The 13,455-nt window shown below is 45.2% G+C and carries 13 protein-coding genes; 3 read left to right on the top strand and 10 right to left on the bottom strand.

Annotation, left to right across the window (positions count from 1 at the left end):
* The first annotated feature begins 165 nt into the window (after window positions 1-165).
* The gene (locus HII27_RS04440; protein ID WP_185666772.1) at window positions 166-903 is read left to right on the top strand and encodes a GntR family transcriptional regulator; all 738 of its coding nucleotides are present in this window, start codon (window positions 166-168) and stop codon (window positions 901-903) included.
* 3 nt (window positions 904-906) lie between these two features.
* On the opposite strand, the gene HII27_RS04435 is transcribed toward HII27_RS04440, so the two are convergent.
* Window positions 907-2,082 (bottom strand): MFS transporter, encoded by a 1,176-nt coding sequence (locus HII27_RS04435; RefSeq protein ID WP_185666771.1) that lies wholly within the window; start codon window positions 2,080-2,082, stop codon window positions 907-909.
* A 209-nt stretch (window positions 2,083-2,291) separates the two neighbouring features.
* Entirely contained in the window at window positions 2,292-3,503 is a 1,212-nt protein-coding gene (gene fabB, locus HII27_RS04430) for a beta-ketoacyl-ACP synthase I (RefSeq protein ID WP_185666770.1), read from the bottom strand.
* A gap of 160 nt (window positions 3,504-3,663) precedes the next feature.
* On the opposite strand from fabB, the gene mnmC reads away from it, so the two are divergent.
* On the top strand, window positions 3,664-5,673 hold the full coding sequence (mnmC, locus tag HII27_RS04425; protein WP_185666769.1) for a bifunctional tRNA (5-methylaminomethyl-2-thiouridine)(34)-methyltransferase MnmD/FAD-dependent 5-carboxymethylaminomethyl-2-thiouridine(34) oxidoreductase MnmC: 2,010 nt from the start codon (window positions 3,664-3,666) through the stop codon (window positions 5,671-5,673).
* A 42-nt stretch (window positions 5,674-5,715) separates the two neighbouring features.
* On the opposite strand, the gene HII27_RS04420 is transcribed toward mnmC, so the two are convergent.
* From HII27_RS04420 to HII27_RS04385, 8 genes are all read right to left on the bottom strand, one after another.
* A complete protein-coding gene (locus HII27_RS04420) occupies window positions 5,716-8,160 on the bottom strand; it encodes a sulfatase-like hydrolase/transferase (protein ID WP_185666768.1) in 2,445 nt (814 codons plus the stop codon).
* Window positions 8,161-8,322: 162 nt separating this feature from the next.
* Window positions 8,323-8,685, bottom strand: coding sequence for a hypothetical protein (locus HII27_RS04415; RefSeq protein ID WP_185666767.1), 363 nt, complete (start codon window positions 8,683-8,685; stop codon window positions 8,323-8,325).
* A gap of 37 nt (window positions 8,686-8,722) precedes the next feature.
* Window positions 8,723-9,256: a GTP-binding protein gene (locus HII27_RS04410; RefSeq protein ID WP_185666766.1), complete on the bottom strand. Its 534-nt coding sequence runs from the start codon at window positions 9,254-9,256 to the stop codon at window positions 8,723-8,725.
* Window positions 9,257-9,524: 268 nt separating this feature from the next.
* A complete protein-coding gene (locus HII27_RS04405; protein ID WP_185666765.1) occupies window positions 9,525-10,175 on the bottom strand; it encodes a lytic transglycosylase domain-containing protein in 651 nt (216 codons plus the stop codon).
* 14 nt (window positions 10,176-10,189) lie between these two features.
* Window positions 10,190-10,711, bottom strand: a complete 522-nt coding sequence (locus tag HII27_RS04400; RefSeq protein WP_185666764.1) for a vWA domain-containing protein — start codon at window positions 10,709-10,711, stop codon at window positions 10,190-10,192.
* A 27-nt stretch (window positions 10,712-10,738) separates the two neighbouring features.
* Window positions 10,739-11,977 (bottom strand): TadE/TadG family type IV pilus assembly protein, encoded by a 1,239-nt coding sequence (locus HII27_RS04395; RefSeq protein WP_185666763.1) that lies wholly within the window; start codon window positions 11,975-11,977, stop codon window positions 10,739-10,741.
* A 32-nt stretch (window positions 11,978-12,009) separates the two neighbouring features.
* The gene (gene tadF, locus HII27_RS04390; RefSeq protein ID WP_185666762.1) at window positions 12,010-12,609 is read right to left on the bottom strand and encodes a tight adherence pilus pseudopilin TadF; all 600 of its coding nucleotides are present in this window, start codon (window positions 12,607-12,609) and stop codon (window positions 12,010-12,012) included.
* 24 nt (window positions 12,610-12,633) lie between these two features.
* A complete protein-coding gene (locus HII27_RS04385) occupies window positions 12,634-13,113 on the bottom strand; it encodes a TadE/TadG family type IV pilus assembly protein (RefSeq protein WP_185666761.1) in 480 nt (159 codons plus the stop codon).
* A 210-nt stretch (window positions 13,114-13,323) separates the two neighbouring features.
* Here HII27_RS04385 and HII27_RS04380 point away from each other — a divergent pair.
* Window positions 13,324-13,455: IS1 family transposase (locus HII27_RS04380; RefSeq protein ID WP_001635776.1), on the top strand; the 132-nt coding region annotated here is incomplete at its 3' end.

Raw genomic sequence — 13,455 nt, 5'->3', positions numbered from 1 at the left:
TTGACGTTCACTTTAATAATTGTTAATTTTCTTAACCTGCATTGCGATCACAGTTAACGGTGCTAAAGTTGTTCAATAATCGACTTGTTGCTGAACGTGTTGGCGCATCCTTACGAGAATGGATTCATAACCTTTTGTTTAAAAAGGATTTAAGGAGGTTCAAAAGTGGTTTACCAGAACGTCATCAATCTGCTTAAAAACAGATTAAACAGCTCAATCTACAATATCGGCGATCTTCTGCCATCGGAAAAAGAGTTGGCAGAGCATTATGATGTTTCGCGTAATACGTTACGCAAAGCGCTAAAAACGCTGGAAGAGGAAGGGATGATTGAACGGCGGCATGGTTCTGGCACCTATCTGCGTAATAAACATTTCCAGGCCTCCGTGACCCACCTCGATAGCTTTACCGAAATCGCCCGCAACGAGGGCAAAACCCCCACCAGCCAGATCCTGAAGTTTGAGCTACAGACCGCCTCTGAAGAGATTGCCAATAACCTGCGGGTGATGCTCGGCGAACCGGTGTACTACGCTAAACGTCTGCGTTTAATCGACAATATTGCCATGCAGATTGAGGAGACGTGGCTTTCCGCCAGTCGGTTCCCGGACCTGACGCTCGCCCATATGAAGAAGTCGAAATTTGCCTATATTGAGAATGAGTGCGGCGTGAAAATTCTTGGCTGCTACGAGTCGATTCAACCCATTCTACCGTCGCCGGACGTGGCCAACCTGCTGCACATCAGCGCATTAGACCCGATTATTCGGATGCAGACACAGGCCATTGATGAACAGTCTAACCCTATCGATTACTCGATTCTGTACACCAACATGTTTGAATTCCAGGTGAAATATTTCCTGCCGCGCAAAGCGGTTGCCGGCCCCCAGACGCGCGGAGCCGGGCAATAACGATTACTTACGGAATGACCAGAGGGTGACCACAATCCCCAGCACGGCAGAAATCGCTCCACCCAAAAAGACGGACGGATAGCCGAATGAGGTCGCCAGCATGCCAGCCAGCGGCCCGGATACACCCAGCGCAATATCCTGGAACGCGGCGTAGCCGCCCAGCGCCGTCCCGCGAACCTGCTGCGGCACACGTTTTACCACTTCCACACCCAGCGCCGGGAAAATCAGCGAGCAGCCGGCTCCGGTCAGCGCCGCGCCGGAAAGCGCCACCCATGCACTCGGCGCCTGCCACAGCAGCAATAGACCCACGGTTTCCACCAACAACGAGACCACGGCCACCTTCACGCCACCGAAGCGATCCGGCATCCAGCCAAACAGAATACGCACCAGCACGAAGGTGCCGCCAAAGGCCGTCAGCGTGAAGCCCGCCATCGACCAACCTTTGCTCATAAAGTAGAGCGATACGAAAGTGCCAATCACCGCGAAGCCCACGCCCTGGAGCGCCAGCCCCATGCCCGGTTTCCAGATAAGGCCAATCACGCTAAACAGCGACGGACGTTCCCCGGCCATCGCGGCGACCTTACGTACCGAGCCGTTGAAGGCCCATGCCAGCAGCGGCAGCGCCATCGTGACCCCAGCCAGCACGGCAAAACCGTAGCGCGCATTGATAAACAGCCCAAGCGGCGCCCCTGCGGCCAGCGCGCCAAATATCGCCATGCCGTTCCAGGACATCACCTTGCCGGACTGCTTCGGCCCCACCAGTCCCATCCCCCAGGTCAGGGTACCGGTTAACAGCTGACTTTCACCAAAGCCGAGAATTAAGCGTCCGACGATAAGCAGGCCAAATTTAACCATCGCATCCACCGGCAGCAGCGCCGCACCAAGCCAGGCTGCCCCGGCAAACGCACAGGCGGCCATGCCCTGCAATGCTGAGCGCTTACCGCCATACTGATCCGCCAGACGCCCGGCATAGCCGCGCGTCAGAACGGTAGCAAAGAACTGAATACCGACGGCAATGCCCACCATGGTGTTGCCGTAGCCCAGCTCCTGGTGCACAAAGAGTGGGATGACCGGCAGCGGAATGCCGACAGTGAAATAGGTCAGAAACACCGCAAACGCGATGCGGAATAACGACCCGTTCGAAGAAGATGTTGGTTCAGTTTGAGTGACTGCTGTCATGCTTTACTCCAGAATGCTGAGTAAGGCGAGGTACTGTGGCCACGCCCCCTCTACCTGTGAATCAGGATTAAGGTGCGTTGGTTGACGTTGAACGCTTACGCATTATCGTGATGATAATGTTGAGCCAGGAGTTTGCCTGTTATTTCAGGCGATTGTCAACGCATAAAAAAAGGAGCCTGGAGGCTCCCTTTTCTCACCAACTGTAAAAATTACAGCTTGCGCATGACCAGCGTGGCGTTAGTGCCACCGAAGCCGAAGCTGTTGGACATGACGGTAGTCAGTTCGCGGTCGGTTGGTTCCGTCACGATGTTCAGACCCGCAGCCTGCTCGTCCATCTCGTCGATGTTGATGCTTGGGGCGATAAAGCCGTGTTCCAGCATCAGCAGAGAGTAGATAGCTTCCTGCACGCCAGCGGCGCCCAGAGAGTGACCGGTCATCGCTTTAGTTGCAGAAATTGCTGGGCTGTTGTCGCCGAACACTTCCTGAATCGCACCCAGTTCTTTCACGTCGCCGACTGGAGTAGAGGTACCGTGGGAGTTCAGGTAGTCGATTGGCGTATCAACGCCGTGCATCGCCATCTTCATGCAGCGCACTGCGCCTTCACCGGACGGAGCAACCATATCTGCGCCATCGGACGTTGCGCCGTAACCAACGATTTCTGCATAAATATGCGCACCACGAGCCAGTGCGTGTTCCAGTTCTTCAACCACAACCATACCGCCGCCGCCTGCGATGATGAAACCATCACGGTGCGCGTCATAGGTACGGGAAGCTTTCTCTGGAGTTTCATTGTATTTAGTAGACAGTGCACCCATCGCGTCGAACTCACAGGCCATTTCCCAGCCCAGCTCTTCGCCGCCGCCGGCAAAGACGATGTCCTGTTTGCCCAGCTGAATCTGCTCGACTGCGTTACCGATACAGTGTGCGGAGGTAGCACATGCGGAGCTGATGGAGTAGTTCACACCGTGAATTTTGAACGGCGTAGCGAGGCACGCGGAAACCGCAGAACCCATCGCCTTGGTCACAACGTATGGACCCACCGCTTTCAGGCCACGTGGGCTACGCATTGCGTCAGCACCAAATACCTGCGCTTTAGAAGAACCACCGGAGCCGGCAATCAGGCCTACGCGCGGGTTGTTCTGATAATCTTCTGCTTTCAGGCCAGAGTCTTCAACCGCCTGCTGCATGGAGAGATAAGCATAGATAGAGGCATCGTTCATGAAACGGACCACTTTGCGGTCGATAAGACCGGTGGTGTCCAGTTTGACGTTACCCCATACGTGGCTACGCATACCAGAATCTTTGAACTCTTGAGAGAAAGTGATCCCCGAGCGTCCTTCACGCAGAGATGCCAGGACTTCCTGCTGGTTGCTACCGATGCTGGAAACGATACCCAGGCCAGTAATCACTGCACGTTTCATTCAATACCTCTGTAAGTCATCACTATTTTAAAGTTTCGAGTCGCAAGATAGCGTACACTTGTACGCCGAACAAGTCCGATCAGCAATTTTATGCAGAAATTTGCGCCATTGAGCCCGCATCGTTAAGATCCTCAGACTCCTTGCCGCACGAGTAACTTACGTGAAACATAACGCCATACAATCTGCCAACCTCGAATTCAACAGTGAGGGTACACCTGTTTCCCGAGATTTTGATGATGTCTACTTCTCCAATGACAACGGCCTGGAAGAGACGCGCTACGTCTTTCTCGGCGGTAATCAACTCGAGGAACGCTTCCCAAACCACCCTCGCCCGCTGTTTGTGGTGGCAGAAAGTGGTTTTGGTACCGGCCTCAATTTCCTGACGCTGTGGCAGGCGTTCGACGCCTTTTGCCGCCAGCATCCTGACGCTACACTACAAAGATTACATTTCGTCAGTTTTGAAAAATTCCCGCTGAAGGCCGAAGATTTGCGTCTGGCGCATCAGCATTGGCCGGAACTGACACCGTGGGCTGAACAGCTCCAGGCGCAGTGGCCGCTGCCGCTGGCAGGCTGTCATCGCCTGTTGCTCGACAAGGGTCGCGTCACGCTGGATTTATGGTTTGGTGATATCAACGAGCTCGCCGATAAACTCGACAATAGCGTTAATCAGCAGGTCGATGCCTGGTTTCTTGATGGCTTCGCTCCCGCTAAAAACCCGGATATGTGGACCCCGACGCTGTTTGCCGCGATGGCGCGAACCGCCAGACCGGGCGGTACGCTTGCCACCTTCACCTCAGCAGGATTTGTTCGCCGTGGCTTGCAGGAAGCCGGGTTCACCATGCGCAAGACCAAGGGCTTTGGGCGTAAGCGTGACATGCTCTGCGGGACGATGGAGCAGGATTTAGCGCCACCATCAAAAACCCCCTGGTTTGCACGCAAAGGGACAGACAAGCGAGAAGTCGCCATCATTGGCGGGGGGATTGCCAGCGCTGCGCTTTCGCTCGCACTGCTTCGTCGCGGCTGGCAGGTGACCCTCTACTGCGCGGATGATAAACCCGCTCAAGGGGCTTCGGGCAACCGCCAGGGAGCGTTATACCCGTTGTTGAGTAAACAGGATGGCAGCATCAACCGCTTCTTCCCGGCAGCCTTTACCTTTGCTCGCCGTCTGTATGATGCACTGCCAATCCCTTTCTCGCACAGCTGGTGTGGCGTCACCCAGTTGGCATGGGATGAGAAGAGCCAGCAAAAGATAGCGCAACTGCTGTCATTAGATCTTCCATCGGCGCTGGCGACAGCGGTGGAAGCTGATGAGGTTGAGCAGATAGCCGGCGTGGCAACGGACTGTGGGGGAATAACCTATCCGCAAGGCGGATGGCTGTGCCCTGCCGAATTGACAGCAGGAATTCTGACGCTGGCCGAGCAGCAAGGATTGCATACCGTCTACCGACATACCGTCTCGTCATTAACAGAACAGGAAAACGGCTGGCAGGTGGCCTTTGCGCATAACGAAACAGCGCATCATCAAACAGTGGTTTTAGCCAATGGGCACCGGATCAATACCTTTGTTCAAACGGAGGCGTTACCGGTCTATTCCGTCAGCGGGCAGGTCAGCCATATTGAGACCACGCCGTCACTTGAAGCCCTTAAGCAGGTATTATGCTACGACGGCTATCTCACGCCATACGCTCCGCAAACACAGCAACACTGTATCGGCGCCAGCTATCGTCGTGGTAGTGAAGAGATTGACTACCGCGATAGCGAGCAACAGCAGAATCGACAACGACTGATTGACTGCTTCCCACAGGCTGAGTGGGCGAAGACGATTGATGTGAGCGCAAAGAATGCGCGCTGCGGCGTGCGCTGCGCCTCACGCGATCATATGCCGATGATCGGCAATGCCCCGGACTACAACGCAACATTAAGCGTCTATGCACAGCTTGCAAACCATAAAGAAGCAGCAATGCCAGCCCCTTACTATCGCGGTTTATTCCTCATCGGCGCTCTCGGGTCGCGAGGGCTATGCTCTGCCCCGCTTTGTGCAGAAATTCTGGCAGCACAAATGAGCGAAGAACCGATCCCAATGGATGCAGAAACATTGTCAGCGCTGAACCCAAACCGTCTTTGGGTCCGCAAGTTGCTGAAAGGCAAAGAAGTGAAGAAAAAGGCGTAGAGAGTAGAGATAAGGGAGGGCTAGTTCACAGCCCTCCCTGTGCTATTGGCCTTTATTAAAGATAAGCTTCACGCCAATGGCCTGGTCCGCCGGGCCATGATCTTCATACACCATGCTGGCGTCTTTATCCCAGATCGCAATATAGCTCTCTCCTGGTTTTAGACGCTGGACCAACGGGGCGGATAAATGTTCAGGTAGATGCTCAGCATAACCGCGACTTTCTTCATCGACATTGCCTGCCAGTATGTAGAACAGGAATGTCCATTCACTCTCAGCGATTTCTTTGCCGGCTGTCGTTGTGGTAGGCGATTCTTCTTTAGTAGCAAGAGACCGGGAAGATGCTTTCACCAGATTTTCAGTATGGAAAAAGACACCTTTTTTTAAATCGACTTTATAGGATACGCGGGAAAGGTTTAAACCAGGGTTGGGAAAATCAGTGCCAATGATATTTGAGTGCTGCAAAAGGGACCGCTCGCCGACGGCAATAACGCCCGTTCGCGGTAGGCTTAATGTTTCGGGTGTATTCCAGTTTACCCCCCCCCACTGAATAATATTTTTCTCTTTCAGTTCCTTGCGTCGGGTATCCACCTGAGTTCTGGAATAGGAAATCCCCTCATTGCGGCTCACATTTATCGTGTGAGTGTCTTGTGAAACCAGACCAGTAGAGTAGGTCGAAGACAAAGACCCATTATAGTAGCAATAGTCATTGCCATATTTTTTCACAGAAGGGGCTAACGTCGAAATTTCTATACAGCGATCAACCCAGAGAAATGGTTGGCTATTACCAAAATCATTGGCTAAATAAGATGCAGGAAGTAAACTATTATCACCATAGGCAACTAAATCATCGTAACGAAAGTAAACATTTTCAACTTTTCCAGATTCAGCATAGCCGATGAGCAAGGGGAAATTATAAGATTGTCCGCCAAATGAAATCTGATGGCCAGTTTGGTCGATAGCAACGACCTTTTCTAAAGAGGGGTACCCCCAGAACTTGGAGTCGATTATCTTTCGCCAGGAAAACATTTTTAAATCGATCACTTTCTCACTCAGAAAACGTTCTGGAAGTGTCGGTAACGTGCCATTTAAATCACGGCCAAAAGCAATGGGATGAGAACCATAGTTTAAAAAACGTAATAATGTTGAAGAAATATCAAGAGTGGTACCCGGACGCGCATTTTTTGAAGGCCTAATGCCGGCACCTGTGATCATAAATAGATTATGCCGTTCTTTTTTTTGCAGCGTCTGGTATGGGCGAACCATCGCAGGTGCAAGATGATCTGAAGACAAAACGATCATCGTATTCTCCAATATACCAGCCTTTTTCAATGACAGATACAACTTACCAATGAGCATATCAGTACAGTGCACTGCATTTAATAGTTTATCTTTGCCATCTGCATATTTCACATCGAGGCATGAATGAGCAAGATAGCCATCAGGTTGATGAGTACCAATATTAATTGAGAACATTCCCCAGGGCTTGGTCTGGTCGTTTAAGTTTTTAACTTGTGAAAACAACAACTCATATAGTTTATCATCAGATATACCCCAGTTATTAATAAATTTATCATCGGTAATATCTTTAGCAAATTCATCTTTCCCCTTCACAATAGGAAAACCATGGTTTTTATAGAACAGGCCTTTTCCTGCAAAAGCGCTGTCCGCACCACCAAAATATTCAAGGTGATACCCTTTAGATTTCAATATATCACCCAGGCAAACTGCATTTGGCATAAAATTGCTAATACTAAAGTGGTCATTAGCGAACGTCGTCAATAATGGTATACCACATTGACTAGAGACCATACCAGCCATAGTCCAGCTAGCACCAACCGTTTGGCCTATATTAGTAAATGATACACTTTCTTTTTCTATCTTATGCAATTCAGGGGTCAAGCCAGGGAAAATGGATTCATCCATATAGTTATATTCAAGGCTTTCAAGATAGAGATATATTATATTTTTTGGCTTTTCAACTGCAGAATCAACCTGAGGAGGAATAAAATACTCAATAAAATCATCAGAATACTGCGTATTAAACAGATACCACAATAAGTTAGATGATGCGGGATGAACCACGAAGGCACAAAATATCATTATCGCGCCTTTGACTATCTGAGAAACAGAATTTTTGAAGCATCGATATTTATGCAGGAAGGTTCGCAGATAGAAAACAAGTGCAACCGCAAAAATCAATTGTAGGAAAACAAACAAGACTATTAAGAAGTAGAAATCAGCATATCCCGCACCCTCGACACCAAATTTAAGATGGTACAATATTGAATCATCAAATCCAATGCCGGTGAACCAGTTTGCAACAAAATAACTACCGATAAATATACTGAATATCACTGTAGATACAGTGACCAGTAAAACAATGACACTTCCTACTATTCCTCTGCCGGTTCCCTTACAAAAAAAGAATATTGCTGACAAATAAAAAAAGAAAGATAAAAGAGAAAAAAGATCAAACCCCATATTCATAACGTAAAACCTTATAAATAGAAATAGGTATACAGCGATATACACGTATCTGAGATTAGCAGGAGTGAAATGGTCAAAGACCATATTTTATACTGCAGAAAGAGGTAAAGCGGGGATACTAAAAAATAACCCCTGCAGGAAAGACCTACAGGGGTAAATATTTTACACAACTAACTGATGTTGAACTTCCTGAACATGATGGCGAGCAAGAGCTAAGTTAGCTTTTGATTTATCCAAAACAAAATAAATAAACAGACCCGGGGTTTTATCGATAGGATGAATAATATGATACTGTTTTCCTAATGTGATCAGGATATCTTCAATTTGATCATTAGTCTTCAATGTTTCCATCGTTCTCAACTTAGCGCGAACCACCTCAGTATTACCTGCAGACGCTAACTCGAGATCAACACCAGAACCAGTTGTTTGCCCTAACATCATACCACTATTTGAATCAACAACTGACGCAGCAATTGCACCTGAAACTTCCATCAATGAGTTCAAAGACTCAGTAATATTACTCATTTATTAATCCCTTATAAGATATAAAAATCCAACCGACTTACTTGACAAGCATAGCAAGCAACTTCAGTACATCTTCCTTATCCCTGATATCTACAGCAATAACAGGAACAGAAATAGTTATAGCATCCATGAAATTTAAAAATTCAGCAACACGAGACTTATAACAATCGCTATATTTACTAATGCCTATGATGCATTTCTCAGTGAGCAATGCGTCCTTAAACCTATTAATAAAAAATTCCATTTCTGACATATAAGCATTACTAGATATATCAAAAAGAATTATTATTCCATGACTGCCTTTATGGATAAGATCCCATAAAAACTCAAACCGATTTTGTCCTGGGACACCGTAAAGACGAACTCTTTTGCCATCTTCAAAACTAAACTCACCATAATCGATACCAATCGTGACCATATTTTTTGGTATCAGTTGACTCTTTTCCGACTCCGTATCCAGTGAAGAACGAAGCGCCTCAGTACTCACAACGGTAATTTCACTGACAGCTGCTATAGCCGTTGTTTTACCCGCACCGGTTGGTCCGACAAACAATATTTTAAATTCATCCATAAATAAAAGCACCGAATGTTATAAAGGCACCTTCTCGTCTATCCGCTTTCGGTATAACACGAAGGAAATTATAGTCATAAAAAAAACCAATGACCAGTAAAAAAAACAAATAACATAATTAAATACGTTTCCAAAAGACGTAAAAATATAAAAGTGCAATATCATATTAAAAATCACTAATATTGATAAAACATATAGCACACGATGTTAAAAAATTTCAAAATGATAAAACTCATCTTATTTTTTATTAAAACAACAGAAGAGGATCTCAATCGCCTCTCAATTGCTTAATACCACCATTATAAGACCGAGACGGAACATTTACCTTTTGAATGCGTCCTTCAGATTTAGTATGAACGCCTGAGAGTCTTTGTTTTTGGTTATCCACATGCTGCGCTTCTGGTCTCTTTGTGTTGGATATGACGGGTATTGGCATTACGGGTGCCGTAACAGTCTGCCCAATATCAACATTAGCAATCCGTTGAACATAACTACTTTTCCCTCCAGCATCAGCCATAAAACCGCGGTGAAAGTTTCCACTGTAGTAACAGGAAAACGCTTTCAACCTTGCATCATTATAGTCTGAGGTCTTCAACGCCCTGGTAAAACATTCCTGATAGATAGACGCAGCGGCACGAAGATTCGCACAGGGTTCAAAAACTGAATGATAGTTCAAACCATATTTAGCCAAATTATATCGATTGACTTGCGCAAGGCCCATCGAAAAGTTCCAGCCATTATCAGCCAGGAATTTAGCCGTAACGACTGCTTCGTCCTTCGTTTTCGGCTGTCGTTGAAGACGCCCTCCAACCACTCCGATAGCGTAAGGATTAAAGGAGGATTCTACGCTGACGATACGGTGGATGACTTCAGTGGCGACATCAGGCCCACACTGATCGATAACTGGTGGAAGATCCATATCCACACCTCAATTCAATCCTTATCGGAATAATTTTCTTCTGAAGAACTTTCATCAGAAACTTCGGCAGGGTTAATATACTCAATAGTGTTCTTGAACATTATGCTACTGAGGATTTCAATTAATTCATCAAGCTTTGTGGCTACAAAGGAATTATCGGTACCTACACACTCATCACCCCATTGCTTTACAGTATAATTATTAACAAGGGAGATATAAAAAATATCCGACTCCGTTGCTTTTCTATCTTCAGGGTATTTCTTTAAGCCATCTTTAATAACACCGCATAGGTTGTAGCTTTTCATTAGAGTTCTTCTAAAACCTTCATGGCTATCTTCACCATCGGAGATAACAAATATATATTTTCTGGGGTTTTTACCATTAGCTAACAAAGGAATAGATCTTAATAACCCCGAAAGACTTTCCGTATACCCTTGTGGATACATAGAGTCAAATTCATCGAATACCGTTGAATCATCAGTAAGGTCAAGTAGATAATAGGCAGGTTTCTCTATTTCTTTAATTTTTTTATACATCGCGGTTTTATGGGAATAAGTATTGTCTTAGGCATCAGCACAGGTCCAATAAAAAGGAATATCTGTTAATGGGTTTTGAAAGTTAACCAATGTCTTTACGTTGTCTTCGTTGAATAAATAATCTCCAGAAAGTGTTCCCTCGATATCCATCGTGTTTTCATTCATTATCCCGTATTTAATATATTCGTAGTAACTCACATCCAGGAAATTTTTTAGATTTTTCTCAAGTTCCACCTGATTTCTATCATTATGTATAGATGATTTATCATCAGCATCACATATTAATTCACCTTTAGCATTTGCGTAACAATATCCTTTATCGATAAGCCAATTGTCAGCCGCAGGATTTTTTGTTGAATTGACATATCCATTAGCTTTAGCGATTATATTAATATAATAACTTCTAAGATCTTTGTCATTTCTGGTAATAAAATCATTTAACGTTATAGTCCGTCCAGTATTTGCACCAGTAGGTTTATTGTACCAAAATGACCAGTCAAGACTTTCATAACCATCCTTCATTTTACCGGCATAAGTACAACCAATTTCCTTACTCGATGCACTCGCATAGTTTGTTTTATCAAGACGGGTTGGAACACCGATTGAATAGGGGACAATACCTATTGTGCTACCATTATTTAATTCAAAAACTTGCTCACCTAAACGTCTAACGACGCTTTTAAGCAATTTTTCCCTTGTATATCCTGATTGTGCTGAGGCGTACGTCATTGAGGTCGAAAAATCAACGACGAAAACATAATCTGTAGCCCCTTTTTTAGGTACGGATGTCGTACGCCTGGCAGTTCCTGAGGTCTCATTGCCGCTGATGGTGACATTTTTATCAAACCCCATATTATTATCTGTCTTACTAAATTCAAATACTGGATGATTTATTTTATTTGCTGTTACTTGATAATCAACTGCAGCTAGCAGATTATCCTCATCATAAACAGTGGTCGCATTAACAGTAACATTATCAGCATTGATCGTTTCTTTCGGAAAATAATATGAAATATAATTATTGGCAAGTTGATTATTCGCAGCTTTAGCTTCAGGTGTTTCGTTACGATTATCAACTACAGCCAGAGCATAGACGCTATTATTAATTGCATCATTTAGCCTTGCGCGATCGGAGTTAAAGCGAGATCCATCAATTGCAATCGAATAAAATCCGAGTAATGAAGGAAACATTATCGCGGTTGAAATAGCAATCGTGCCTTTATTAATTTTTAAAAATGCTTTGCACAATGAGACAATATTTTTCATGATAATTACCCGAGATATAGCCGTAGATAGTATTACAACCGTGGTAGCCCCGCATCCCTAATATAAAGACTATCCAGGTCATTGTTAAACACCCCCATCGCCCGGTGAAAATAGCTGATAGCACCAGGAATACATAAAGTAACCTCATACACCGGATACCAGGATGCGGCCGCTCTAGACGATGTTGTAGGAGGACGCCCCCAAACCGATAACGCACTTAAGTTAGCGATAGGCAATAAGTTATCATCAATAGCGCATCCTTTTAAATTATCCGTTTTAAAGCTAGTAGCGGTGGTCCTTTGAATAGTAGATGTGGAATTTGCAGCAAAAGTGATCTGCCTAATATTGAGTTGATATGGTTCAACGGTACCATCACTTTTCATTAAAAAATGATCGGCAACACTTTTCAATGTAGCAAGATCATTTTGAGAAAGATTAGCAGCGCTATCAAAAAAAGTACTACGTTCACGCAAAATTGAAAATAAGGAATTATTAAGTCTCTCAACGTTATTTTTTTTCACAATGGAAAAACTCATGTCCATGATAAAACCACATAGTATGGTAAAAACAAAGATATACATAGCGAACTCAATAGCTGAAGCTCCCTTTTCAGAGGGTATAAATTTTTTCATGCTAATCACTTCTCCATATCAACGCTATCGAGATAAATTGTGCTCCTGCACAAAAACCACTCTACGAATCATTTCATTTTGTATCAACGAATCCGGAAATGGAAAAAAAACAGGTTCATATGGAACCGTTATCTGATAAATCCCTAACAGCGCATCAGTTGAAAAGGATGACGCGCATTGATCATTTGCCAGTTGCGTGATTGAAGTACAATATTGGATGCTCGTTTTTACTTTTACGTTCTTGCTGTATAGTAAAAAAGGCCAATTACTGGCCATTTTGTTAATCAAATTTTCAAAATATTCATCGGCTTTTGAGTTATTGGTTAATGTCACCGATGCACTTCCTGCCTCAGAAATAATCAAATCGACTGATGACATCACATAGACAACTCTACACAACTCCATAATAAACAATATGGATATAATGAACGGAATTACAACAAATCCAAATTCGATGGCTACGGCACCATCATTTTTGAAAAATAAAATATTATGATGTTTCATACAACTCCCCCATGCCATATTGTGAAGATATACCCAACAGATATGGCAACACCAAACGGTACGGTTTGGTGTTTTTTCTTTAAAAACAAATTAAACAACACCATTGCCATTATTGAGACCGGTGCACCTAAACAACAAACAGAAAAGAAAAATTCGGTAATGCTGCCAACTTACTGATTTAGTGTATGATGGTGATTTTAAGGTGCTTGCGTGGCTTCCATTTCCATCAGATGTCCTTCCTGCTCCGCTACTGAAGGCGTGGTGCGTAACGGCAAAAGCACTGCCGGACATCAGCGCTATCTCTGCTCTCATTGCCGTAAAACATGGCAACTACAGTTCACT

It is taken from the genome of Kluyvera sichuanensis (assembly GCF_014218705.1).
GTDB lineage: Bacteria > Pseudomonadota > Gammaproteobacteria > Enterobacterales > Enterobacteriaceae > Kluyvera > Kluyvera sichuanensis.
Note: the sequence above shows the minus strand (reverse complement) of the source record. Positions and strands in the feature narration are given on the sequence as shown.